This window comes from Brevundimonas sp. Marseille-Q4549 (assembly GCF_976940555.1).
In genome coordinates, this window is record NZ_CDRHXG010000001.1 from 48417 (window position 1) to 71531 (window position 23115).

General features: G+C 68.7%; 21 protein-coding genes, 1 tRNA gene and 3 pseudogenes. 12 read left to right on the plus strand and 13 right to left on the minus strand.

What is annotated here, in order from left to right; all coding sequences use genetic code 11:
- Nucleotides 1–18 precede the first annotated feature (18 nt).
- Complete coding sequence (locus ACWPV3_RS00250; RefSeq protein WP_292086801.1) at nt 19–501, minus strand: Lrp/AsnC family transcriptional regulator; 483 nt, start codon at nt 499–501, stop codon at nt 19–21.
- A gap of 84 nt (nt 502–585) precedes the next feature.
- Between ACWPV3_RS00250 and ACWPV3_RS00255 the strand changes: the two genes are divergently transcribed.
- Nucleotides 586–1488 (plus strand): EamA family transporter, encoded by a 903-nt coding sequence (locus ACWPV3_RS00255; RefSeq protein ID WP_453976400.1) that lies wholly within the window; start codon nt 586–588, stop codon nt 1486–1488.
- A gap of 25 nt (nt 1489–1513) precedes the next feature.
- Here the strand turns inward: ACWPV3_RS00255 and ACWPV3_RS00260 are convergent.
- A pseudogene (locus ACWPV3_RS00260) lies at nt 1514–3000 on the minus strand (methyl-accepting chemotaxis protein).
- A gap of 208 nt (nt 3001–3208) precedes the next feature.
- Between ACWPV3_RS00260 and fliI the strand changes: the two are divergent.
- The 3 genes and pseudogenes from fliI (at nt 3209) to ACWPV3_RS00275 (ending at nt 6077) form a co-directional block, all read left to right on the plus strand.
- Nucleotides 3209–4551: pseudogene (gene fliI / locus ACWPV3_RS00265) on the plus strand (flagellar protein export ATPase FliI).
- 7 nt (nt 4552–4558) lie between these two features.
- Nucleotides 4559–4969, plus strand: coding sequence for a flagellar export protein FliJ (locus ACWPV3_RS00270; RefSeq protein ID WP_292086796.1), 411 nt, complete (start codon nt 4559–4561; stop codon nt 4967–4969).
- A 43-nt stretch (nt 4970–5012) separates the two neighbouring features.
- A complete protein-coding gene (locus ACWPV3_RS00275; RefSeq protein WP_453976402.1) occupies nt 5013–6077 on the plus strand; it encodes an endo-1,4-beta-xylanase in 1065 nt (354 codons plus the stop codon).
- 58 nt (nt 6078–6135) lie between these two features.
- On the opposite strand, the gene ctrA is transcribed toward ACWPV3_RS00275, so the two are convergent.
- Nucleotides 6136–6837, minus strand: coding sequence for a response regulator transcription factor CtrA (ctrA, locus tag ACWPV3_RS00280; RefSeq protein WP_292086794.1), 702 nt, complete (start codon nt 6835–6837; stop codon nt 6136–6138).
- Between the two features lie 356 nt (nt 6838–7193).
- On the opposite strand from ctrA, the gene ACWPV3_RS00285 reads away from it, so the two are divergent.
- Nucleotides 7194–7550: a chromosomal replication initiator DnaA gene (locus ACWPV3_RS00285; protein WP_453976403.1), complete on the plus strand. Its 357-nt coding sequence runs from the start codon at nt 7194–7196 to the stop codon at nt 7548–7550.
- The gene (locus ACWPV3_RS00290) at nt 7547–8269 is read left to right on the plus strand and encodes a DUF6456 domain-containing protein (protein WP_453976404.1); all 723 of its coding nucleotides are present in this window, start codon (nt 7547–7549) and stop codon (nt 8267–8269) included. The genes ACWPV3_RS00285 and ACWPV3_RS00290 overlap by 4 nt, the downstream gene beginning before the upstream one ends.
- Nucleotides 8270–8276: 7 nt before the next feature.
- On the opposite strand, the gene ACWPV3_RS00295 is transcribed toward ACWPV3_RS00290, so the two are convergent.
- A complete protein-coding gene (locus tag ACWPV3_RS00295) occupies nt 8277–8714 on the minus strand; it encodes a SufE family protein (RefSeq protein WP_453978477.1) in 438 nt (145 codons plus the stop codon).
- A gap of 161 nt (nt 8715–8875) precedes the next feature.
- Between ACWPV3_RS00295 and ACWPV3_RS00300 the strand changes: the two genes are divergently transcribed.
- Nucleotides 8876–10612 carry a sensor histidine kinase gene (locus ACWPV3_RS00300; protein WP_453976405.1) on the plus strand — a complete coding sequence of 579 codons (1737 nt, stop codon included), beginning with the start codon at nt 8876–8878 and terminating at the stop codon, nt 10610–10612.
- Here the strand turns inward: ACWPV3_RS00300 and ACWPV3_RS00305 are convergent.
- Complete coding sequence (locus tag ACWPV3_RS00305) at nt 10609–11481, minus strand: hypothetical protein (RefSeq protein WP_453976406.1); 873 nt, start codon at nt 11479–11481, stop codon at nt 10609–10611. The genes ACWPV3_RS00300 and ACWPV3_RS00305 overlap by 4 nt on opposite strands.
- Nucleotides 11482–11536: 55 nt before the next feature.
- Between ACWPV3_RS00305 and ACWPV3_RS00310 the strand changes: the two genes are divergently transcribed.
- Complete coding sequence (locus tag ACWPV3_RS00310) at nt 11537–11866, plus strand: DUF1491 family protein (RefSeq protein WP_292086789.1); 330 nt, start codon at nt 11537–11539, stop codon at nt 11864–11866.
- Between the two features lie 31 nt (nt 11867–11897).
- Here the strand turns inward: ACWPV3_RS00310 and ACWPV3_RS00315 are convergent, their stop codons facing one another.
- The 3 genes from ACWPV3_RS00315 to cpdR form a co-directional block, all read right to left on the minus strand.
- Nucleotides 11898–12857 (minus strand): Dyp-type peroxidase, encoded by a 960-nt coding sequence (locus ACWPV3_RS00315; protein ID WP_453976407.1) that lies wholly within the window; start codon nt 12855–12857, stop codon nt 11898–11900.
- A gap of 220 nt (nt 12858–13077) precedes the next feature.
- Nucleotides 13078–13152, minus strand: a tRNA-Val gene (locus ACWPV3_RS00320).
- 124 nt (nt 13153–13276) lie between these two features.
- Nucleotides 13277–13633 (minus strand): cell cycle two-component system response regulator CpdR, encoded by a 357-nt coding sequence (gene cpdR, locus ACWPV3_RS00325; protein WP_292086775.1) that lies wholly within the window; start codon nt 13631–13633, stop codon nt 13277–13279.
- Between the two features lie 125 nt (nt 13634–13758).
- Here cpdR and ACWPV3_RS00330 point away from each other — a divergent pair, with 125 nt between their 5' ends.
- Complete coding sequence (locus tag ACWPV3_RS00330; RefSeq protein ID WP_453976408.1) at nt 13759–14583, plus strand: N-formylglutamate amidohydrolase; 825 nt, start codon at nt 13759–13761, stop codon at nt 14581–14583.
- A 245-nt stretch (nt 14584–14828) separates the two neighbouring features.
- Here the strand turns inward: ACWPV3_RS00330 and ACWPV3_RS00335 are convergent, their stop codons facing one another.
- Nucleotides 14829–15218 carry a DUF599 family protein gene (locus tag ACWPV3_RS00335; RefSeq protein ID WP_453976409.1) on the minus strand — a complete coding sequence of 130 codons (390 nt, stop codon included), beginning with the start codon at nt 15216–15218 and terminating at the stop codon, nt 14829–14831.
- 70 nt (nt 15219–15288) lie between these two features.
- Nucleotides 15289–15510: pseudogene (locus ACWPV3_RS00340) on the minus strand (DUF599 family protein); the annotation flags it as partial.
- A gap of 139 nt (nt 15511–15649) precedes the next feature.
- On the opposite strand from ACWPV3_RS00340, the gene ppa reads away from it, so the two are divergent.
- On the plus strand, nt 15650–16210 hold the full coding sequence (ppa, locus tag ACWPV3_RS00345) for an inorganic diphosphatase (protein ID WP_453976410.1): 561 nt from the start codon (nt 15650–15652) through the stop codon (nt 16208–16210).
- A 126-nt stretch (nt 16211–16336) separates the two neighbouring features.
- On the plus strand, nt 16337–17638 hold the full coding sequence (gene hslU, locus ACWPV3_RS00350) for an ATP-dependent protease ATPase subunit HslU (RefSeq protein ID WP_453976412.1): 1302 nt from the start codon (nt 16337–16339) through the stop codon (nt 17636–17638).
- A 12-nt stretch (nt 17639–17650) separates the two neighbouring features.
- On the opposite strand, the gene ACWPV3_RS00355 is transcribed toward hslU, so the two are convergent.
- Entirely contained in the window at nt 17651–18940 is a 1290-nt protein-coding gene (locus ACWPV3_RS00355; RefSeq protein ID WP_453976413.1) for a YihY/virulence factor BrkB family protein, read from the minus strand.
- Nucleotides 18941–19027: 87 nt separating this feature from the next.
- Between ACWPV3_RS00355 and prmC the strand changes: the two genes are divergently transcribed.
- Nucleotides 19028–19942 (plus strand): peptide chain release factor N(5)-glutamine methyltransferase, encoded by a 915-nt coding sequence (gene prmC / locus ACWPV3_RS00360; RefSeq protein WP_453976415.1) that lies wholly within the window; start codon nt 19028–19030, stop codon nt 19940–19942.
- Nucleotides 19943–20016: 74 nt separating this feature from the next.
- Here prmC and glyS read toward each other — a convergent pair whose 3' ends face one another.
- Both glyS and ACWPV3_RS00370 read right to left on the minus strand, forming a co-directional pair.
- Complete coding sequence (gene glyS / locus ACWPV3_RS00365; RefSeq protein ID WP_453976416.1) at nt 20017–22197, minus strand: glycine--tRNA ligase subunit beta; 2181 nt, start codon at nt 22195–22197, stop codon at nt 20017–20019.
- Nucleotides 22197–23090, minus strand: a complete 894-nt coding sequence (locus ACWPV3_RS00370; RefSeq protein ID WP_453976418.1) for a glycine--tRNA ligase subunit alpha — start codon at nt 23088–23090, stop codon at nt 22197–22199. The genes glyS and ACWPV3_RS00370 overlap by 1 nt, the downstream gene beginning before the upstream one ends.
- Nucleotides 23091–23115 lie beyond the last annotated feature (25 nt).

The following is a 23115-nucleotide window of genomic DNA, read 5'->3' on the forward strand; positions in this document are numbered from 1 at the left end:
CGCCCCTCCGTCCGAACCCTAACGCCCCAGCACGGCGCGGGCCGGGTCGAAACCGACCACCTCGCGGATCACGATCATGCTCTTGAAGCCGCGCACCCCCTTGTCGGGGACCATTTCGCGGATGCCGAAGGCCTCGTAGTCCTGCATCGACCGCACGGCGACCATGACCAGATAGTCGGTCTCTCCTGTCACGTCCCAGCAGCCCTGCACCTCGGGACTGGCCTTCATGGCCCGCTGGAAGGCCTCCATCACCTTGCGGTCCTGGGTGTTCATCTCGACCAGGACGTGCAGGACGATGCGCGGCTCGACGCGGGCGGGGTCGATCACGGCCACGTCGCGCACGATCACCCCTTCGGCCCGCAGGCGGCGCAGGCGGCGCAGCACCGCCGATTCCGACAGGCCCACCGCCTCGGCCGTCACACGGGCGGGCTCCAGATTGTTGCGCCGGACGCGCGCCAGCAGCTTGCGGTCGAAATCGTCGATGGCGACGAATTCCGTCATTGGATTGCCTTTCATGACGATTTCAGGCGCAATCAGGCCGGAAATCGGCGAGAAGCGCAAGCCGGAACCGGCTATTCAAGCCCCATGACAACCATGGCCCTGAAGTCCCGCCTGACCTCGCCCTTGATGGGGCGGCTGATCCCATACGCCGCCCTGTTCGCCGGCATGGCGACGCTGGCGTGCGGCACCTCCTTCGCCAAGACGCTGTTTCCCATGGTGGGGGCGCAAGGCGTGTCGGCCTATCGCGTCGGCCTGTCGGCCCTGTTGCTGGTCCTGGTGTTCCGGCCCTGGCGCGCGCGGCTGAACCGACAGGACCTTATCGGCGTCGCCCTGTACGGCGCCGTCATGGGGGCGATGAACCTCAGCTTCTACATGTCCCTGCGCACCATTCCCCTGGGACTGGCCATCGCCATCGAATTCATGGGCCCTCTGTCTCTGGCCCTGATCCATTCCAGAAAGCCCGTCCATTTCGCCTGTATCGGCTTTGCGGTGGCGGGGCTGGCCCTGCTGTTGCCGCTGGGCGGCGGCGCGGGGGCGCTGGACCCCGGCGGCATGGGCCTGGCGGCTTTGGCGGGCGTGTTCTGGGCGCTGTACATCGTGTTCGGCAAGCGGCTGTCCCACCTGCATCCCGGCCAGACGGTGGCGACGGGCATGAGCGTGGCGGCCCTGGTGGTCGTGCCCTTCGGCCTGGTCCATGCAGGCGCGGCCCTGTTGAACCCCGCCCTGCTGCTGGCCGGGGCGGCGGTGGCCCTGTTCTCCAGCGCCCTGCCCTATACGTTCGAGATGTTCGCCATGCGCTCGATCCCCAAGCGCACCTTCGGCGTGGTGCTGAGCGCCGAGCCGGCGGTCGGCGCCCTGGCGGCCCTGGCCATACTGCACGAGCATCTCACCGCCCAGCAGTGGCTGGCCATCGCCTTCATCGTCGTCGCCTCGGTCGGGGCCATCGCCACGACCCGGCCCGAACGCATCCCGACCGAAACGCCCTGACCGCGCTGCTGACGGGTTCTTAGCGTCAGAACTCCTGCCAGTCGTCCGTCGCGGCCGCGGTGACGCCGCCGCCTGCAAAGGCGCGGATGCGTGATCGTTCCCGAGCCAGGGGAATGGGCGGCGCGCCCGCGCGCGTCATCGCGACCGGAATGCGGTCCCCGCCCGTCTCGAACCGTTCCACCAGGGTGGCCAGCTGGTCGGCCTCGGCCTTCAGGTTCAGGGCGGCGGCGGTCGTCTGCTCGACCATGGCCGCGTTCTGCTGTGTGACCTGGTCCATCTGGTTGACGGCGCCGTTCACCTGGCTCAGCCCTGTGGCCTGCTCCTGGGCCGAGGCGGCGATCTCGCCGACCAGGGCGTCCATCTCGGCGACCTTCTGGGCGATGGCGCCCAGGGCGGCGCCGGCCTCGTCCACCAGTTTGACGCCCTGCGACACGTCCGCCGTCGAGGCGCCGATCAGGGTCTTGATCTCTTTGGCCGCCTCGGCCGAGCGCTGGGCAGGGCCCGCACCTCGGAAGCGACGACGGCGAAGCCGCGTCCCGCCTCGCCCGCCCGCGCGGCCTCGACCCCGGCGTTCAGCGCCAGCAGATTGGTCTGGAAGGCGATCTCGTCGATCACGCCGATGATCTCGCCGATCTGGCCCGAGCTCTTGCGGATGCCGTCCATGGCGGCGACGGTCTGGCGCACCACCTCGCCGGAACGGTCGGCCTCGGCCCGTGCGCCGGCCGCCGCCGCCGAGGCCTGGCGCGCGCCCTCGGCGCTGCGGGCCACGGTGGCGGTGATCTGGTCCAGGGCGGCGGCGGTTTCCTCCAGCGAGGCCGCCTGCTGTTCGGTGCGGCGCGACAGGTCGTCGGCGGCGCCGGAAATCTCGTCCGCCCCGCCCCTCAGCGTGGCGACGGCCTGAAGCACCTGGTCCAGGGTCTGGCGCAGGCTCTCGACCGCGCCGTTGTAATCGTCCTTCACCCGCACATGGGCGCCGCGCATCTCGGCCGTCACCCGCGCCGTCAGATCGCCGGCCGACAGTTTCGCCAGAGCCGCGCCCAGCGCCTCGACCAGGGCATGCTGCGCCTGTTCGGTCGCGACCCGCTCGACCTCGGCGCGCGCGGCCGCCTGTTCCGCCTCGGTGATGTCGACGGCCAGCTTGACGACCTTGACCGGCCGCCCGTCAGGCCCCAGCACCGGATTGTAGGAGGCCTGCAGCCAGACCTCGCGTCCGCCCTTGGCCAGGCGACGGAACTTTTGGGCCAGGAAGCGGCCGGCGTTCAGGTCGCGCCAGAAGGCGGCGTATTCCGCAGAGGCCGCCTCCTGCGGATTCATGAACTGACGGTGATGGGCGCCGACAATCTCGGACAGCTCATAGCCCATGGTTTTCAGGAAGTTCTCGTTGGCCTCGATGATCGTGCCGTCGAGATTGAACTCGATCAACGCCTGGGATCGGCCGATGGCCGCCATCTTGGCTTCCATGTCGATCAGCCGCTGACCGGCCTGATCTGAAACGCGACGCCTGTTGAACATCTCGAACCCCCGTCGAGAGCCATTGTTACCCGAACCATTCGCCCGAATTCCTTTCCAGAGTCTTTCACCCAGAGGTTGCAAACACTACGCATAACTGCGTAAGGAAACGCCCTTAGATTGCACTCGATACGCTCTGGCCCAGGGCCGGCTTCATCGCTCGTTAACCACGATGTGCGATGGATTGAGGCCTGTTCCTGGGGTCGTCCGCTTGCGCAATCTCGTCGCCGCCGTCGAAGCGATCGACCCGCTGGTCGTCACCGGCAAGGTGGCGGGCGTGTCGGGCCTGCTGATCGAATCGCGCGGCGGCCTGTCGCGTCTGGCGGTCGGCGCCCGGGCCGAGATCGGGCGGCGCGGCCACGATCCCCTGCCGGCCGAGGTCGTCGGCTTTCGCGACTCCAAGGCCCTGCTGATGCCCTTCGGCCCGGTCGAAGGCGTGGCCCCCGGCGCCGACATCCGCATCATCGAACAGGCCGCCAGCGTGCGCCCCCCCACCGCCTGGCTGGGCCGCATCATCGACGCCTTCGGCCAGCCGATCGACGGCAAGGGGCCGTTACCGCAAGGCCCCGCCCCCTACCCCTTGCGCGCGCCCCCGCCGCCCGCCCATTCGCGCGGCCGGGTCGGCGAGAGGCTGGACCTGGGCGTGCGGGCGATGGACGTCTTCACCACCACCTGCCGGGGCCAGCGCCTGGGCATCTTCGCCGGATCGGGCGTGGGCAAGTCGGTGCTGCTGTCCATGCTGGCCAAGGAGGCGACCTGCGACGCCGTGGTCGTCGGCCTGATCGGCGAACGGGGCCGCGAGGTGCGCGAGTTCGTGGAGGAAACCCTGGGCGAAGAGGGGCTTAAACGCGCCGTCGTCGTGGTCGCCACCAGTGACGAGCCGGCCCTGAAACGCCGTCAGTCGGCCTATATGACCATGGCCATCGCCGAATATCTGCGCGACCAGGACCTGGAGGTCCTGTGCCTGATGGACAGCGTCACCCGCTTTGCGATGGCCCAGCGCGAGATCGGGCTGGCGGCGGGCGAACCGCCGACGACCAAGGGCTATACCCCCACCGTCTTCACCGAACTGCCCAAACTGCTGGAGCGCGCTTACCCGGCCCGATCCGCCCCGACGGCACGACGGCGGCGCCCATCACCGCCCTGTTCACCGTGCTGGTGGACGGCGGCGACCATGACGAGCCGATCGCCGACGCCGTGCGCGGTATTCTGGACGGGCACATCGTCATGGACCGCAAGATCGCCGAGCGCGGACGCTTCCCCGCCATCGACGTGCTGAAATCCGTCAGCCGCACCCTGCCCGGCTGCCAGACCCCGCCCGAGCGCGAGCTGAACAAGCGCGCCCGCCAGTGCCTGAGCGCCTACGCCAACATGGAAGAGCTGATCAAGATCGGCGCCTACCGCACCGGCGCCGACCCCATCGTGGACCGGGCCATCGCCCTGAACCCGGCGCTGGAAGATTTTCTGGGTCAGGACAAGGACGATGCGACGCGTCTTTCCGATTCCTTTACCCGGCTGGAAGCAATCCTGAACCAAGGCATGATCAGAGAGTGACGACGAAATGACCGCTTGGGCTCAATCCCTGATCCGCATCTCCAACTACGAGGTCGAGACGCTGCAGAAGCGTCTGGCCGAGATCGCCGAACGCCGCGCCGGCGCCCAGGTCCGCATCGCCGTTCTGGACGCCGAGGCCGAGGCCGAACGCGACCGCGCCCGTCTGGACGCCGAGGCCGGCATGATGCTGGGCGCCTATCTGAACGGCTGGAAGGCCAGGAAGGCCCAGGCCGAGGGCGACCTGTCGGTGCTGGACGCCGAGGAGGCCGGCGCCCGCGACGCCCTGACCGGCGCCTTCGAAGAGCTGAAGAAGTTCGAACACGTCGCCGAGACCACCCGCCTGAACCAGTTGATCGCCCTCGCCAAGCGCGAAACCGCCGCCTTCGACGAACTGGGCCTGCGGAAACGTGCAGTCTGACGACCGACAGACGCCTCCCTCCCCCTGCGAGGCAGGGAGACCTTTGACGCCGACCCGCCGCGCCCTCCTCGCCGCGCCCCTCGCCCTCGCCGCCTGCGACCGTTTCGCCTCGGCCGAGCCGACGCCGCCGGATGCGCCACCGCTGAAATCCGTCTCGCCCGCCCCCTTCGGCACGGCGATCAAGGCGCTCCAGATCGACGATCCCGACTGGGTCGCCCTAGCCCGCGCCAACGTCTCCCAGCTGACGCCCGAGTGGGAGATGAAGATGGAATACATCCTGGCCGACGGCCTGGACCGCCCCAACTTCGACCGTTCGGACCGCATCGCCGCCTTCGGCCAGGCGAACGACATGGCGATGCACGGCCACACCCTGATCTGGTATTCGCAGGGGAAAGAGGCGTTCGCCGGCCTGTCCGGCGCCGCCTTCGACCGCGCCTTCGACGGCTATATCGCCACGGTCGCCGGCCGTTATCGCGGCAAGGTCCGCAGCTGGGACGTGGTCAACGAACCGATCCTGGACGACGGGTCGGGGATGCGCGACTGCCACTGGAGCGCCCGCTACGGCCAGGACGGCTACATCCTGCGCGCCTTCGAACAGGCGCGCGCCGCCGATCCCGAGGCCGTCCTGTTCCTGAACGAATACAATCAGGAAAGCGTGCCGGCCAAGGGCGCCCAGTTCCTGAAACTGGTCGAACGGCTGCTGAAGGCCGGCTGTCCGCTACAGGGGCTGGGGCTGCAATCCCACCTGTGGATCGACATCCAGCCCGGCGTCATCGCCGCCTTCATGCGCGAGGCCGCCCAGTTCGGCCTGCCGATCCATGTGTCCGAACTGGACTGCACCCTGCGCACCGAAGACCGGCTGGATTTCCGCAGCCAGGCCCAGCGCCTGACCGCCCAGTCCGCGCGCGTGACGGAACTGGCCCAGGCCTTCGCCGCCCTGCCCAGGGCCCAGCAGTTCGCCTTCACCGTCTGGGGCCTGCGCGACACCGACAGCTCGTATCGCCAGGGCGACAAGGACGACGGCAAGGACAAGCCCCTGCCCTTCGACAGCTTCGGCCGCCCCAATCCGATGGCGGCGGCCCTGGCGGCGGGGTTCGAAGGCCAATAAAAAACGCCCGCCGTTTCCGGCGGGCGTTTGTTTCGTGATCCTTGGATCGAAAGACCGATCAGGCGGCGACGCTCTGCCCCGCCTCGGCCGGGTCGCGCAGGACGTAGCCGCGGCCCCAGACGGTTTCGATATAGTGTTTGCCGTCGGCGGCGGTGGCCAGCTTCTTGCGCAGCTTGCAGATGAAGACGTCGATGATCTTCAGCTCGGGCTCGTCCATGCCGCCGTAAAGGTGGTTCAGGAACATTTCCTTGGTCAGGGTCGTGCCCTTGCGGAGCGAGAGCAGCTCCAGCATCTGGTATTCCTTGCCGGTCAGGTGGACGCGGTGGCCGTGCACCTCCACCGTCTTGGCGTCCAGGTTCACCGCGATGTCGCCGGTGTGGATGATGGCCTGTGCGTGACCCTTGGAGCGACGGACCACCGCATGGGTGCGGGCGATCAGCTCGTCCTTGTGGAAGGGCTTGGTCAGATAGTCGTCGGCGCCGCCGCCGAAGGTCTTGACCTTGGTTTCGATCTCGTGGCTGCCCGACAGGATCATGACCGGGGTGTTGATCTTGCCCACGCGCAGCTGACGCAGCACTTCCAGGCCGCTCATGTCCGGCAGGTTCAGGTCCAGCAGAATAAGGTCGTAGTCATAGATCTTGCCCAGATCGATGCCTTCTTCGCCCAGGTCGGTCGTGTAGACGTTGAAGCCTTCGGACTTCAGCATCAGCTCGATGCTTTGGGCAGTTGCGTGATCGTCTTCAATCAACAGGACGCGCATTCGTGCCCCTCCAGGCCATAGCTTTGCGTTAAGCACCCAGGCACACGGCCGAGTAACCTTGTTCGCAGGTTAAGAGGTGAAAACCTTAAGAAGGGTTAACGCCATTCGATTGAGTCGAATCCTAGGCTGATTTGCGAATCGGCGTCGAGAGTCGCGAGTCAACGATTCGAAATTTATTAACCATGACGTCCGCCCGCGCAGGCTCGCGCCCTGCGAGCCGCCCAATCGCGCCGACGCAACCTGAGGTATTCCAAGGCGTCACGACCGCTTCTGACGTTGAATAGGATGTTATTCCTATTGCAGGTTCAGACGGCTTCAGAATGAGCGCCGTCGGATGATCGAAACGAGAGGGCGTCATGTTGGAGGAGTATCGGGTTCCGGTCAGCGAGGAGGATCGGGTCAAGGCGGGCCTGGCCGTGCATCTGGTGGCGGCCCGGACGGGAACGCGGCCGGAGCGGATGGTGGGCGGGGGACGGCTGGATCCCCGCAGTTCGCGCGCGCGCTGGCTGGCCATGTATCTGTCGCACATCGCCTTCGGCTGGACGCTGGAGCGGGTGGCCCATGTGTTCGGCATGAACCGGGCCACGGCGAGCAGCGCCTGCCGCTGGGCGGAGGACGAGCGGGACCGCAAGGCCGTCGACGACCTGCTGAGCCGGCTGGAGACCTGTATCCAGGACCTCTATCACGCGCCCGCCTGCGAGTTGGCGCCATGAGCCGGGCGGTCGAACGGGCGCGCGCCCTGCTGGCCCGCCCCGGCGCCTGGCTGGGCGCGGAAGGAGCGACCTATGCGCTGCGGCTGGGGCCGGACCGGCGCGGCCGGATCAGCCTGACCCTGGACGAGGCCGCGTTCCGCGCCCTGGTCGTCCGCCCCGGACTGAGCCCGCGCGCCCAGGGCGGCTGGATCGCGCGCGCCGCAGTCGCGCACGGGAACAGCCCCCCGGCTGGCCGGCCCGGCCTGATCGCGGGCGAGCGCGACCTGATCGACGAGGCCGGCCGCCTGGTCCGCAAGACCGCCAACCTGGGCGAAAGCCCGATCGCCTGGCTGGCGCGGCGCAAGGACGTATCCGGCCGCCCATGGCTGACGCCGGCCGAGGCCGCCGCCGGCGAACGGTTGCGCGCCGAGGCCGAGGCGGCGATGTGCGGCGCGGCCCTGACCATGCGCTGGGACGCCCTGCCCCGCGCCGGCTCGGGCGGAGCGGCCTGGGGCGCCGGCCGGGCCGAGCCAGGCGACCGCGCCCTGTCCGCCGCGCGCCGGGTCGAGGCGGCCCTGGCCGCCGCCGGTCCGCGCCTGCGCCCGATCCTGAACCGCATCTGCGTCCACGGCGACAGCCTGAAACTGGCCGAGACGGGGCTGGGCCTGCGCCGCCGCCAGGGCAAGACCCTGCTGAAACAGGGGCTCCAGGCGCTGGCCGAACACTATGGGATCGGGTGAGCTCGCCTCACCCCGCGGCCAGCGCCGCCTCGCGGATGCGGCCCACCATGCTGTTCAGGCCGTTGGCGCGCTGGCGGGTCAGGGCCGCGGGCAGGCCCAGACGATCCAGCGCCGCGCGGGCGTCGAAGGCCAGGATCTCGGCCGGCGTGCGGCCGGAATAGAGTTTCAGCAGCAGGGCGATATTGCCCTTGGACAGGGCGCTGTCGCTGTCGGCGGCGAACCACAGCCGTCCGTCGTCCTGCGTCGTCGCCAGCCAGACCTGGGCCGCGCAGCCCGGCACCTTGTTCGCCTCGATCCGGTCGGCCGCGTCCAACGGCGCCAGGCCCTTGCCCAGTTCGATGACGTATTCGATCCGTTGCTCCCAGTCGCCCAGCAGGTCGAAATCCTCGGCCAGGTCGGCCAGGGTCTGGTCCAGGGTGTCGGTCGGGGGCGTGCGCGCGGTCATGGGCGCCAGATAGGCCGGGCGGCCGTTAACGACAACCATCGGCTTTGTCCCCTGAAATTCATGGTGAACGTCGCCGGGAAAGTCGCCCGAGGGGGGAGCGGCCTCGCGCCGACTCAAGGCCAGGGGTAGTTTGATCCCCGGAAAGAACCACAGCCCGTCGTTTGAACATTCACCAGCACCATCGCTTTCAGGAGGACCGCCGCATCGCCGATGCGCGCGCCCTGCCGCCCGAGCGGGGGTCGGGCGCCTCCCTGGTCGCCATCTGGCACGCCGGCTGGGCCGTGATGGTCAGCCTGGCGGCCCTGATCGCCCATACCCTTCCGGGCGCGATCCTGGCGCCGACGACCCAGACCGCCCTTCTGCTGACGGCCCTGCCCGGCGTGCTGGGCGTGGTCCTGATGGCGCGCGACACCGCCGGCCTGCGGTTCCTGGTCATGGGGGGGTGGCTGCTGGCGGCGACGGCGGCGGCCGGACTGACGGGCGGGGCGACCGGGCCGGTTCCGGGCCTTGTGCTGCTGCCGCTGACCGCGGGGATCGCCCTGGACCACGCCCGCGTCGGCGACGACCGGCTGACGCGGCTGGGCGCCGTCGCCGTGATCCTGCCCCTGCTGTCGGGGCTGATCTCGGCCTGGGTCAACCCGACCCCTGCGGCCGCGCCGGCGCTGGCCGCTGCCTCCGGCCTTCTGGTCCTGATCGCCCTGATCGCCGCCCTGCGCCTGACCTGGGGCGAGCGCCGCCGCCGCCTGACCGCCGCCGAGGCCGACAGCGCCCGCCTGACCGCCCTCCTCGGCGACCAACCGGCCCTGACCCTGGTGCTGGACACGGCGGGCCGCGCCACGGCCCACTGGGGCGCCGCCCCCCCGGCCCTGTCGGTTTCGGCCCTGGCGGATCAGGGTCTGGTCGCCGCCGTCCATGCGCCGGATCGTCCGGCCGTGTCGGCGGCCCTGTCGCGCGCCTTCGCCAGCCAGCCGACCGAGATCCTGTTCACCCCCCGCACCGCCCTGGATCGGCGGGTGGTTCTGATCCTGCGACGGTTCGATCGGCCCGACGAACCGCCTCGCCTGATCGCCCAGGCCTTCGACGGCACGGCCCAGTTCGCCCGCGAACTGATGCTGGAGAACGCCCGCGCCGAGGCGGAGGCCCAGAGCGCGGGCAAGACCCGCTTCCTGGCCAATATGAGCCACGAACTGCGCACCCCATTGAACGCCGTGCTGGGCTTCGCCGACATCATGCGCCAGCGCCTGTTCGGCCCCCTGCCCGACCGCTACGCTGACTATGCCGAATCCATCCACCAGGCCGGCGGCCATCTGCTGGACCTGATCAACGACGTGCTGGACATGGCCAAGATCGAGGCCGAACGCTATCAGCTGGCCCTGTCCGACTTCGACGCGCGCGACGCGGTTTCGGCCGCCGTGGCCCTGCTGCGGCTGCAGGCCGACGAGAAGGGCGTGCATCTGGCCGCCGTCCTGCCGACGCAGGCCCTGCCGGTCCACGCCGATCCGCGCGCCCTGAAACAGATCGCGCTGAATCTGCTGTCCAATGCGGTCAAGTTCACCCCGGCCGGCGGGGCGGTGACGGCGACCCTGGACGGCGTCGGCCCGGACCTGGAGCTGGCGGTGTCCGACACCGGCGTCGGCATCGCGCCCGAGGACCTGCAACGCCTGGGCCGCCCGTTCGAACAGGCCGGCGGCGCCGACCAGAAGGCGCAAGGGACCGGCCTGGGCCTGTCCCTGGTGCGCAGCCTGACCGAGCTGCACGGCGGCCGCATGACCATCGACAGCACCCTGGGCGAAGGCACGGCCATCGTCGTCCGCCTGCCCGTCCGCTCGCCCCCCACCCTGCCGTTCGAACCGGCGGAGGGGGAAGCGGAAGCGCCTGTCACGAAGGCCGAGGCCTAAACGCGTCCCATCGCCAGGAAGGCGCGGCCGGCGGCGAAGTCGCCGGCTTCGAAGACCGAGCGGGTCGCGCTGCCGTCGCGGAAGACGAACTCGACCGTGAAGACCTCGCGCGGGTCCAGGCCTGACAGGGCGTCGGCGGCGGCGGCGGGGAAGGTCCAGGTCTGGGCCGCCTCGCGCCCTTCGGGCAGCAGGCTCTCTTCGGCGTCGGTCACGCCGGCGGCCCAGAAGACGCGTCGCTGGGCGACCGGCGGCAGGTCGCGCGCCAGCCAGGGGCGTGGCGCGACCGTCTTGTCGCGCAACACCAGACGAACGCCGGTGGGACGCGAGCGCCCCTGCCAGGACACCACGGCCGCCAGTTGATCCGGCCGGTTCAGGCCGCCGACCACCCCGATGCTGACGGGCGAGGCGCCGGTGCGGCCGGTCTGAACCAGCCGCCAGGTGGGGCGGGCGTAGGCGGCGCGGTCGGCCGTCCAGTCGGCCCTCTGGCCCGGGAACACCATGCGGGCGGTGCGCGACCAGCCGGCGAAGGCGGTCTCCACCCGGCCCTTGACCAGCTTCAGGTCGCCGGAGGCGCAAGGGGTGGTCGCCGCGCGGGCGCGGGCGCGGGCGGCGGTCTCGGCCATCTGGCGGTCGTCGGCGCCGGCGCGCAGGGCCGCGCCGCGCGCCTGCCAGGCGGCGGCGTTCAGGGCGGCGGCCAGCTGAGGCTGGAACAGGTTGCAACGCTGGTGGGCGGCGACGACGAAGCTGCGCTCGTAATACCTGTCCGCCGGGCCGGCCAGGGCGGTCGCCGGAACGCCTGCGATCAGCACGGCCGACAGCAGCGCCGAAAAGCGCGCTTGGGTTCGACGGGGGGAAGGGCCTATCCTCATGCCCCTACCCTAGATGCGCAGGGTTGGGGTTCCGTGTTCGAGCAGGGTTAGCGAATTGCTTCTATCCAGCGACCTGTGGGTCGGCGCCCTGATCCGCCGCGCCGAGATCGAAGGCGCCTATGCGACCGTGGTCAACAAGGGCGACGCGCGCGCCGGCTCGGTCATCGTCAAGGTGTTCGACACCTCGACCCGAACCGCCCGCCTCTATACCGAAGCCTTCGGTCCAGACGGCGACCGGCTGTGGATCCAGCCCGTCGTCAGCGACAGCGAAAGCGAGCTGGACGCCTATGTCGCCCGCCAGCGCGGCTACGACCCCGACCTGTGGGTGGTCGAGATCGAGGACCGCCAGGGCCGCCACTTCATCACGGAAAAGGTGCAGGACTGATCCGCGACGGCTTGCGAACGGCTCCGACCGCTCAGCCGCCCGACAGCCTCTGAAGCAGACCGCGTGAAGGGGCGAAGAAGGTCACGCCCGTTTGCGGCGTCGAGAAGTCCAGCAGCCGGTCGTAGGCGCCGGCCGGTTCGCCCACGAACATGCGCTGGAGCATCTTCTCGATCACCCAAAGACGGCGGGAATAGCCGATGAAATAGGTGCCGAACTCGCCATGGCCCGCGCGGCCGAACGGCATATTGTCGCGCAGGATGTCGTGCTCGACCCCCTCGGCGTCGACGATGGTGGCCAGGGTCTTGTGCGACTTGCGCGGCGCGGCGTCGTCGTCCAGCTCGATATTGTCGATCTTGGTGCGGCCGATGATCTCTTCCTGCAAGGCGGTGGAGACGCCGCCCCAGGCCGCCATGTCGTGCAGGTATTTCTGAACCACGACATAGCTTCCGCCGCGAAAATCCGGGTCCTCGTCGCCGATCAGGGTCGAGGCGGCGATGTCGGGGCCGTCGGGGTTCGCCGTGCCGTCGACGAAGCCCAAGAGGTCGCGCGCGTCAAAATAGCGGAAGCCGTTCACCTCATCGACCAGGGACACCGCGGCGCCCAGCGTCTGAAGCAGGATACGCTCGAACTCGAAACAGATGTCGGGCCGTTCGGCGCGGATGTGGAACAACAGGTCACCGGGCGTCGACGGGGCGTGGTGCGGGTCGCCGGCGATGGGCGTGAACGGCTTCAGCTCGCTGGGACGGCGCCCGGGGCTCAACCGGTCCCACAGGTCGCTGCCGACGCCGACGATGCACGACAGGCGGGCGGACAGGTCGCGAAACCCGACCGTCTTCACCAGGTCCTCGACATCGCCCAGCGTGGAACGGACCTTGGCCAGGGCGTCATCGCCCGTTTCCACCTTCAGGACCAGGAAGATCGCCGCATGCGACAACGGCGCCCCGACGCTCTGCGCATCGATCGGCACCCTTTCCCAACTGTTCCCCGTCACGCCTTTTCCTTTCGACCAGACCACCGCAAGACGCGGGTGATTCACCCGGCGTCCGACGATCCTACATCAGGCCGGGCCGCTGCGTCGTCCCCCCCGCAAACGAGAGGGCGCGACGTCGAACTGGCTCCGGCGGCGACGCGGGCGAGCCTACGATAGCGCGTTTGTGGTGGGGTTTTCGGGGAGGTCGCTTCCTTCAATGCCCTTAGATCATTGAAAGAAATGGTGGACGCGACAGGGATTGAACCTGTGACCCCTACGATGTCAACGTAGTGCTCTCCCGCTGAGCTACGCGTCCGCCGTGGCGGCTCTCGATGGGTTCGAGAGCGGGAAGGCGGGTCGTATAGCGGCCCGATCCGTCGGCATCAAGCGGCTTTGACCGCCACGGCGAGATTTCTGAAAAATCCCTGCCGAAACAAGCGTCAGGCGGCGACCATCCGTTCGACTTCGTTGACCAGGTCGCGCAGGTGGACGGGCTTGGACAGGACCTTCGCCTCGGGCGAGGCCTGGGCGGCGGTCAGGGCGACGGCGGCGAAGCCGGTGATGAACATGATGCGCAGGCCCGGCTGGCGGGCGGCGGCGACGCGCGCCACCTCGATCCCGTCGGCGCCCGGCATGACGATGTCGGTCAGCAGAAGGTCGTAGGGGCCGTGCTCCAGGGCGTCGATGGCGTCGTCGCCGTTCTCGCAGTCGATGACCTGATGGCCGGCGCGCTCCAGCGCCCGGGTCAGGAAGCCGCGCAACGAACTGTCGTCTTCGGCCAGGAGGATGCGCGCCATGCGGAGAAGGTCCCTTGAAATCGACCCGCAGGCTAGGGGCATAAGCGTAAACCGGCGATGAAATTCAACGATCCGCCGCAACACCCGGCCGCTTTCTTCTGTGCGGAAACCGTCTATGCGAAGGCATGACCGACGCGGGCGAGACCTTTTCGATCACCCAACCGCCCCCGCACCGCGCGGCGGGCGCCCTGGTGTTCAGCTCTCCCCATTCGGGGGACCTTTATCCCGACGACATGGGCGCGGCGGGCGATCTGTCGATCCACAGCCTGAGAAGCGCCGAGGACGCCCTGGTGGCGCAGCTGGTCGCGGACGGCCCCCGCCACGGCGCGCCCCTGATCGTCGGGCGGCTCGGGCGGGCCTATGTCGATCTGAACCGCGATCCGGACGAACTGGATCCCGCGCTGATCGAGGGGGCCCAAGGGCCGGTCGGGGCCAAGACCGCCGCCGGCTACGGCGTCATGCCGCGCCTGACCGGAGACGGGCGCGCCCTCTATGATCGGCGGCTGACGCTGGACGAGGCGCGGCGTCGGATCGAGACGGTCCACGGACCCTATCACGCGGCGCTGGCCCAGCTGATGCACACGGCGCGGGAACGGCAGGGCCGGGCGGTGCTGATCGACTGGCATTCGATGCCGACGCGCGCGGCCGGCGCCGAGGTCGTGCTGGGCGACCGGCACGGGTCGGCCTGTCGGGCGCGCCTGACGCGGCGGCTGCGCGACCTGTTCCAGGCGGCGGGGTGGCGAGTGTCGCTGAACCTGCCCTACGCCGGCGGCTGGTCCACCCAGGTGTGGGGCCGGCCCGAGGCGGGATTCGAGGCGATCCAGATCGAGATCAGCCGGGGCCTCTATCTGGACGAGGCGACCCTGAGGCCCAATGCGACCTTCGACCTGACGCGCCGGACTGTGTCGCGCGTCATCGCGGCCCTGTGCGCGGAGGATTGGGCCGCCTGAAGGGTGGACGGATCAAAAAAAAGCCGCACCCGAAGGTGCGGCATGAAAGTCTATAGGGAGGAAACGCCCAGGAAGGGCAAGACGCCCTCAGGCGTCGAAGACCAATCTAGGTTGCGATGCACAATGGGTCAAGGCCGATCTGACCCGGCGATGGTCACGCCATGTTACGAAAATCGGCGGTGTAACCGGTTTCGCGGCGCTGAAGCCGCAATGACGGCGCGTCATCCTTCGCAGTTGCAGTATCCTCAGTCCGTCAGCAGACGCCGCGCATTGCGGATGGCCCGCGCGGCCGGCGACGCCTCCTGCCGATAGAGCAGCAGGCCGAAGGACGACACCACGCCCAGGGCCAGCCACAGCGGGCCGAACAGCCAGGCGGCGGCGGCCAGGGCGAAATAGTAGCCCCGAACGCCCTGGCTGAAGGCGCTGAGCGCGGGGTTCAGCAACTGGCCCGCCGCCTCGCTGAAGGCCTTGCGATCGGTCTTGGAATGCAGTTCGGGGGCCGAGCCGATCAGGGCCAGGGTGTAGTTCATCTGGCGCAGCGCCCAGATGAAATCCAGGAAGCCGCGCGTCAGGCAGACCAGCACCAGGGCCAGCTTGGCCTCCAGCAGACGGGTGGGCACGCTTTCGGCGCCCACGGCGGCGAATCCCTTCAGCGCGTTCTCGCCGCCGAACAGCGCCGGCCACCGCCGCGATCAGCAGCAGGTTGGTCGAGGCGAAAAAGGAGGCCGAGTTGATGGAATGGCCCATCAACTGGCTGTCGACCAGCTTCAGCTCGCGATGGGTCATGGACTGCATCCACACCGTGCGGATGTAGGCCATGTCGGCGTTCAGCGAGCCGCCCCTGCGGCCGATGAGGCCCAGGATGGAGTTGTAACCCAGCCAGCTGGCGAAGAAGAGCGCCAGGGCCGCCCAGTCGATCAAGCTCATGGTCCATCATGTCACCGATGACGCGGCCCGGCGCAAGTCCGGCCCTGGCCTTCGACGGAAGGTCGTGCTTGCCGTGACGAGCCGACAAGCCTATCACCCATCGCCTTTTCGAATTTCGCAGTCGCAGCAAAGACCCGCCATGAACCTCGACGCCATTCCGGTCGGCCCGAACGCCCCCTGGGACATCAACGTCATCATCGAAATCCCGCAAGGGGGCCTGCCGGTGAAGTACGAGATGGACAAGGAATCGGGCGCCCTGTTCGTCGACCGCTTCCTGCACACGGCCATGTATTATCCGGGCAACTACGGCTTCGTGCCCCACACCCTGTCGGACGATGGCGACCCGTGCGACGTGATCGTGCTGAACCCGACGCCGGTGGTGCCGGGCTGCGTCATCCGTTCGCGCCCCATCGGCGTGCTGAAGATGGTGGACGAGGCCGGCGGCGACGAGAAGATCCTGGCCGTGCCGGTCGACAAGCTGAACCCCTATTACACCGAGATCGCCAGCTACCGTCAGCTTCCCACCATCCTGATCGAGCAGATCGAGCACTTCTTCACCCGCTACAAGGACCTGGAGAAGGGCAAGTCGGTCACGGTCCAGGGCTGGGGCGACGCCGGAGAGGCCGCCGACCTGATCGCCAAGGGCATGCAGGCCCACCAGGACAAGCTGGCCAAGAACAAGGCCGCCAACGCCGCCTGATCCGGGGCGATACTGGCTGATGCATCAAAGGCGCTCTCCGGCTGGAGGGCGCCTTTTTGCTGAGCGGCGGCGGACTGCGGCGCCCCGCCCCTCCCGCTCTGCGTCACGACCTACTATCTGCACCGCATGACTGAACTGACCCCCCGCGAGATCGTCTCCGAGCTGGACCGCCACATCATCGGGCAGAACGACGCCAAGCGCGCCGTGGCCGTGGCCCTGCGCAATCGCTGGCGCAGGAAGCGCGTGCCGGACGACCTGCGCGACGAGGTGACGCCCAAGAACATCCTGATGATCGGCCCGACGGGCGTGGGCAAGACCGAGATCGCACGGCGGCTGGCCAAGCTGGCCGGCTCGCCCTTCCTGAAGGTCGAGGCGACCAAGTTCACCGAGGTCGGCTATGTCGGCCGCGACGTGGATCAGATCGTGCGCGACCTGGTCGAAAGCGCCCTGATCATGGTTCGCGAGCGCCGGCGCGGCGACGTGCGGGCCAAGGCCGAGGCCGCCGCCGAGGACCGGATCTTGGACGCCCTGGTCGGACCCGGCGCGGGGCCGGCGACGCGCGACAGTTTCCGAAAGAAGCTGCGCGCCGGAGAACTGGACGACAAGGAGATCGAGATCGCGCTGGCGGACACCGCCTCTCCGATCCAGGGCCTGGACATTCCCGGCGGCGGCAACGTCGGCCTGCTGAACCTGTCGGAGATGCTGGGCAAGATGGGCGGCGGGCGCACCAGGACCGTCAAGCTTACTGTGCGCGACGCCACCGCGCCCCTGATCGCCGAAGAGGGCGACAAGCTGCTGGATCAGGACAGCCTGACGCAGGAGGCGCTGAAACTGGCCGAGAACGAGGGCATCGTCTTCCTGGACGAGATCGACAAGGTCGCGGCACGCCAGGGCGCATCCGGCGCCGACGTGTCGCGCGAGGGGGTGCAGCGCGACCTCCTGCCCCTGATCGAGGGCACCACGGTCTCGACCAAATACGGGCCGGTGAAGACCGACCACGTGCTGTTTATCGCCTCGGGCGCCTTCCATGTCGCCAAGCCTTCGGACCTGCTGCCCGAGCTGCAGGGGCGGCTGCCGATCCGGGTCGAGCTGAAGGCCCTGACGCGCGACGACTTCAAGCGCATCCTGACCGAGCCCGAGGCCAATCTGATCCGTCAGAACCAGGCGCTTCTGGCGACCGAGGACGTGACCCTGACCTTCACCGACGATGCGGTGGAGGCCATGGCCGATGCGGCGGTGGCGGCCAACAGCGCGGTCGAGAACATCGGCGCGCGGCGGCTTCAGACCGTGCTGGAGCGGGTGCTGGAGGAGACCAGCTTCAAGGCTTCGGACCTGTCGGGCCAGACCGTGACCTTCGACGGCGAAGCCGTGCGCGAAAGGCTGGGCGCCCTGACCAAGGACGTGGATCTGAGCCGGTTCATCCTCTAGGGGCGCGCGCCCTCACACGCGACGGCGGTCGGCGCGCGAACGGCGACGCAGCAACCGGTCGGCCGCCGCCTCCATCTGGCGCTGGGTGAAGGCCAGGGCGGCGGGGTTGCCGCGCCGCGCGCCGACGTGATCGGCCACCATGGCCCCGCGCTGTCCGATCGGCTGGGGCTTGCCGGTGGTGGTGTCCACCGCGGTCTGATGCTCGATCTCGGCGTTCAGCGACGCCCCCATCAGGATCACCTGCACCGACAGCCAGGTCCACAACAGGAAGCCCATCATCGCCGCCAGCGGCCCATAGCTGTCGGTTCGGACGAAGGTGTTCAGATACCAGCTGAAGGCCAACGACAGGATCAGGCTGAGGCTGGCGGAAAACACGGCCCCCGGCGTCAGCCAGCGCCAGCGCGCCTTCTGCCGGCAAGGCCCGTAACGATAGATCAGCATCAGGGCGCAGACATAGCCGGTCAGAAGCAGCGGCCAGCGCAGGGGCGCGAACAGGCCCCATTCCTCTTCCAGTCCGAACAGATGCACGACCACCGGCACCCCCACCACCAGGGCCGAGGTCAGCAGCACCGACAGAAGCGCCCCGACCGTGAACGCCATGCACAACAGGTTGTAGTGGACGATGTTGCGCTTCTCGACCTCGTGATAGGCGACGTTGATTCCGTAGAAGAGCATCTTCACCGCCCCGTTGGCCGTCCACAGCGACAGGGCCAGGGTCCAGATCAGGGTGAAGGTCAGCTGACCGCTGGAGTTCTCGGCCAGACGCTGCATCTGCGCGCCCAGGAATTCGGCGATGCTGTCGGGCAGCAGGGCATAGAGGAACTGCAGCCGCTCCCACGCCTTGGCCGGATCGGCGAACAGGCCGTACAGGGTCACGAACGAACCCAGCAGCGGAAACAGCGACAACAGGGTGAAGAAGGTCACGCCCCCCGCCACGAACCCCACCCGATCCCCGAAATAGGAGGCGGCGGCGCGCCACAGGATGTCGGTCCAGCCCTTTCGAGGAATGTGGTGCGGGCGTTCGGCCAGGCGCCCCCGGCCCGGCTCCCTGGCCTCGTAGTCTTCGGGCGTCGGCGGCGCGGGCGGCAGAGGCTCGGGCCGTTCGGGGCGCAGTTCGACGCCGAACCTGTAACCCTGACTATAGAGCAGGTGCGCCGCCCCGGCCCCGGCCGCCAGCCCGCCCGCCGCGGCGGCGACATAGGCCCACAGACCCGCGCCGCCTTTTCCGGCCGCCTTCAGGGCGCGTCGACCGGGCGTGAAACGACCGATCAGATCGGCGAGGCGAGAGGGGGAGGTCTTCATCAGGACGCGAACGGCGAAGCTGGTCCGACGTTCCCGGATATCCGCTGGCTTCTTGAATTCATGCCCATAAAGCCCCACTCACCCTTCATGACCACCGAACCCATCACGCCCAAGCCGACCGACGGCGCCTCGACCCTGCTGACCGTCTGGAAGGCCGCCCAGGCGCGGCTGAAGGACGGCCGGATCGATAGCCCGGCCATCGACGCCCGCCTGTTGCTGGAAGCCGCCACCGGCGCCAGCCGCACCGACATTCTGACCGATCCCTATCGCGTCGTCACCGCCGAACAGAGCGCCGCCTATGACGCCATGATCGACCGGCGCCTGCGGCGCGAACCCGTGTCGCGCATCGTCGGCAAGAAGGGCTTCTGGAAGATCATGCTGAACGTCACGCCCGACGTGCTCAGCCCCCGGCCCGACACCGAGACCCTGCTGGACGTCAGCCTGTTGGCCTTCGCCAGGAACGAGGCGTTCAGCGCCATAGACCTGGGCACCGGCTCGGGCGCCATCCTTCTGGCCCTGCTGGCCGAGCGGCCGGCGGCGCAGGGGGTCGGCACCGACATCTCGCCCGAGGCCCTGGCCGTGGCCAAGGAGAACGCCGCCAACCTGGACCTGAACGGCCGGGCGTCCTTCCTGCGCACCGAATGGGCGGCGGGCTTCGGCGACGCCAGCTTCGACCTGGTCCTGTCCAATCCGCCCTATATCCCGACCGACCATATCGCTGGCCTGGACCCCGAGGTGCGCGACCACGATCCGCATCTGGCGCTGGACGGCGGCCCGGACGGGCTTCAGGCCTACCGCGACCTGGCGCCCGAGATCCGGCGCATCCTGAAGCCTTTGGGCGTCTTCGCGGTCGAGATCGGCTGGGACCAGGGACCGCAGGTCAAGGCCCTGTTCGAGGAAGCCGGCTTCACCGACGTCAAGATCATCAAGGACCTGGGCGACCGCGACCGCGTCGTCACCAACGGCCCGGACCCGCGCACCAATCCGATCCCGCAGGACTGAGGGGCGGACTGAGGATCGCCCGATGAAAGCCGCCTCCCCGCCCGCGCAGGGAGGCGTTTTCGTTCAACCCGCGATCAGCCTGCGATCTGGCCGAAGTCGGCGACGCGGCCCATGACGTCGCGCACCTGGCCCAGCAGCTTCAGCCGGTTCTCGCGCTCGGCCGGGACGTCGGAGTTGACCATTACGTCTTCGAAGAAGCGGTCCACCGGCGCGCGGAGGCGCGCCAAGGCCGTCATGGCGGCGGCGAAGTCCTCGGTCTCCAGCGCGGCCTCGACGGCGTTGCGGGCGGCGCCGACGGCGAAGGCCAGGGTGGTCTCGGCCTCGGGCTGATTGGGCAGGCCGGTCTGAACCATGCCGGTGGGCAGCGGCCCCTTCTTCTCCTCGGCGCGCAGGATGTTAGAGGCGCGCTTGTAGCCGGCCAGCAGATTGGCCCCGTCGTCGGTGGCGAGGAACGCGGCCAGCGCCTCCACCCGACGCACGATGCGGACGAGGTCGTCGTCGCCCAAAGCGAAGACGGCGGCGACGAGGTCGTGGCGTTGGCCTTGGTCCCGCAGCAGGACGGTCAGGCGGTCGGCAAAGAAGGCGAGAAGATCACCAGACACGACGACAGGCGCAGCGAGTTCGCCGCTGCCTCGGGTCAACTGCAGGCCGACCACCTTCTGATCGGTGAGTTCGTTGGAAACGCTGACGCCAGACGTGGACACACCGCCGTCTTCAAAGCGGTGCAACACATCCAAGGTGCGGCTGACATTCGTCAGTCCAAAAACGCTTTCAATGAGCACTCTTCTCAACGGAGCCCGCACCCCATTCTCTAGCACCAACCGGATCACGCCCAGCGCCGCTCTCCGCAGCGCGAACGGGTCCTTTGAGCCCGTGGGCTTCTCGTCGATGGCGAAGAAGCCGACCAATGTGTCCAGCTTGTCCGCCAGAGCGACGGCGACCGTGACCGGGGCGGTCGGGACCGTGTCGGCGGGGCCTTGGGGCTTGTAGTGGTCGCGCACGGCGTCGGCGACGGCGTCGGAGTATCCGGCCAGACGGGCGTAATAGCCGCCCATGATCCCCTGAAGCTCAGGGAACTCGCCCACCATGCCGCTGGCCAGATCGGCCTTGGACAGGCGGGCGGCGGTTTCGGCCTGATCGGCGTCGGCGCCGACCAGGGGGGCGATCTCGCGGGCAAGCGCCGCGATGCGTTCGACGCGCTCGGCCAATGTGCCCAGTTTGGCGTGGAAGGTGACGCCGGACAGCTTCTCGTTCCAAACCTTGAAGCCGACCTTCTGGTCCTCGTCCCAGAAGAAGCGGGCGTCGTTCAGGCGGGCGCTCAGCACGCGGCTGTTGCCGGCGGCCAGGGCCTTGCCGCCGTCGGTCGCCTCGACATTGGCGACGACCAGGAAGTTGGGCGCCAGGCCTTCGCGCGCCGGATCGCGGACGGCGAAATACTTCTGGTGGACCTTCATCGACAGACGCACGACTTCCGGCGGCAGGGCCAGAAACTGCGGGTCCATGTCGCCCAGGATCGGGGTCGGCCATTCGGCCAGACCCGCCACCTCGTCCAGCAGGCCGTCGTCATCGACCAGAACCAGACTCCGCGCGGCGCAGGCGGCCCTGGCCTGCTCCAGAATGCGCAGCTTGCGGTCGGCCACGTCGATCAGGACGAAATTCTTCTCCAACTGGGCGCGGTAGTCGGCGAAGTCGCTGACCCGCAAGGGTGCGCCCGAGCCCATGAAGCGGTGCCCCTCGGTGATCGCATCGGATGCGATCCCGTCGATCTCGAACGGAACCACCTTGCCGTCGAACAGGCACAGGATGCGTTTGATCGGCCGCACCCAGCGCAGGGTTCCGGTTCCCCAGCGCATCGACTTGGGCCAGGGGAAGGCGCGCACGATCTGATCGACCGTCTCGGCGACCAGATCGGCGGTCGCGCGCCCCTTGGACGACAGGACGGCGAACAGGACGCCGTCGCGCTCCACCAGCGCTTCGCGGGTCAGGCCCGTCTTCCTCAGGAAGCCCTCCAGCGCCTGGGGCGGGGCCGAGACCTTGGGGCCCTTGACCTCTTCCTCGCGGTCGGGCGTGGCGGCGGGCAGGCCGTCGATCACCAGCGTCAGGCGGCGCGGCCCGGCGTAGGTCGTCAGGGCGTCCCAGGTCAGGCCGGCGGCCTTCAGCCGCTCGGACGCCATCCGCTCCAGGTCGCGCGCGGCGCCCTGCTGCATCCGGGCGGGGATTTCTTCGGAGAAGATTTCGAGGAGGAGTTGGGGCATCAGGCGGTTTTCCGCTCTTGTTCGACGTAAGCGAGGGCGCAGGCTTTGCAGAGTTCGCGGATGCGGCCGATGTAGCTTTGGCGTTCGGCGACGGCGATGGCGCCGCGCGCATCCATCAGGTTGAACAGGTGGCTGGCCTTCAGCACCTGGTCATAGGCGGGCAGGACCAGCGGCTGATCCTGCGGCCCGCGCATGTCGAGCAGGCGTTGCACCTCGGCGACCATGTCCTCGAACCGGCGCTTCAGCCCGTCCACGTCATAGCCGTGGAAGTTGGCCGCCGACTGCTGGCGCTCGTTCTCCAGGAAGACGTCGCCGTAGGTCAGACCCTCCTTGTTGAACTTCAGATCATAGACGTTGTCGACGCCCTGAACATACATGGCCAGGCGTTCCAGCCCGTAGGTCAGCTCGCCCGACACCACATCGACCTCGATGCCGCCGACGCCCTGGAAATAGGTGAACTGCGTCACCTCCATCCCGTCGCACCAGACCTCCCACCCCAGGCCCCAGGCGCCGACGGTGGGATTTTCCCAGTCGTCCTCGACGAAGCGGATGTCGTGCAGTTTCGGATCGATGCCGATGGCCTTCAGCGAACCCAGATACAGGTCCTGAAGATTGTCCGGGTTCGGCTTCAGGATGACCTGATACTGATAATAATGCTGGAGCCGGTTAGGGTTTTCGCCATAGCGGCCGTCGCCGGGGCGGCGGCTGGGCTGGACATAGGCGGCCTTCCACGGCTTCTGGCCCAGGGCGCGCAGGACGGTCGCGGGGTGCAGCGTCCCCGCCCCCACCTCGATGTCATAGGGTTGCAGGATGGCGCAGCCCTGATCGCCCCAGTAGCGGTGAAGGGTCAGGATCAGGTCCTGAAACGCGAGCGGCTCGGTCGGGGTGGTCAAATCGGGCTCGGAAAGAGGCTGAAAA

What these genes read in the sequence shown, in the direction of transcription:
- ACWPV3_RS00250 (WP_292086801.1), bottom strand. Translation starts at nt 501, where the DNA reads ATGACGGAATTCGTCGCCATCGACGATTTCGACCGCAAGCTGCTGGCG.
- ACWPV3_RS00255 (WP_453976400.1), top strand. Translation starts at nt 586, where the DNA reads ATGACAACCATGGCCCTGAAGTCCCGCCTGACCTCGCCCTTGATGGGG.
- ACWPV3_RS00270 (WP_292086796.1), top strand. Translation starts at nt 4,559, where the DNA reads ATGACCGCTTGGGCTCAATCCCTGATCCGCATCTCCAACTACGAGGTC.
- ctrA (WP_292086794.1), bottom strand. Translation starts at nt 6,837, where the DNA reads ATGCGCGTCCTGTTGATTGAAGACGATCACGCAACTGCCCAAAGCATC.
- ACWPV3_RS00285 (WP_453976403.1), top strand. Translation starts at nt 7,194, where the DNA reads ATGTTGGAGGAGTATCGGGTTCCGGTCAGCGAGGAGGATCGGGTCAAG.
- ACWPV3_RS00290 (WP_453976404.1), top strand. Translation starts at nt 7,547, where the DNA reads ATGAGCCGGGCGGTCGAACGGGCGCGCGCCCTGCTGGCCCGCCCCGGC.
- ACWPV3_RS00295 (WP_453978477.1), bottom strand. Translation starts at nt 8,714, where the DNA reads ATGACCGCGCGCACGCCCCCGACCGACACCCTGGACCAGACCCTGGCC.
- ACWPV3_RS00305 (WP_453976406.1), bottom strand. Translation starts at nt 11,481, where the DNA reads ATGAGGATAGGCCCTTCCCCCCGTCGAACCCAAGCGCGCTTTTCGGCG.
- cpdR (WP_292086775.1), bottom strand. Translation starts at nt 13,633, where the DNA reads ATGGCGCGCATCCTCCTGGCCGAAGACGACAGTTCGTTGCGCGGCTTC.
- ACWPV3_RS00330 (WP_453976408.1), top strand. Translation starts at nt 13,759, where the DNA reads ATGACCGACGCGGGCGAGACCTTTTCGATCACCCAACCGCCCCCGCAC.
- ppa (WP_453976410.1), top strand. Translation starts at nt 15,650, where the DNA reads ATGAACCTCGACGCCATTCCGGTCGGCCCGAACGCCCCCTGGGACATC.
- hslU (WP_453976412.1), top strand. Translation starts at nt 16,337, where the DNA reads ATGACTGAACTGACCCCCCGCGAGATCGTCTCCGAGCTGGACCGCCAC.
- ACWPV3_RS00355 (WP_453976413.1), bottom strand. Translation starts at nt 18,940, where the DNA reads ATGAAGACCTCCCCCTCTCGCCTCGCCGATCTGATCGGTCGTTTCACG.
- prmC (WP_453976415.1), top strand. Translation starts at nt 19,028, where the DNA reads ATGACCACCGAACCCATCACGCCCAAGCCGACCGACGGCGCCTCGACC.
- glyS (WP_453976416.1), bottom strand. Translation starts at nt 22,197, where the DNA reads ATGCCCCAACTCCTCCTCGAAATCTTCTCCGAAGAAATCCCCGCCCGG.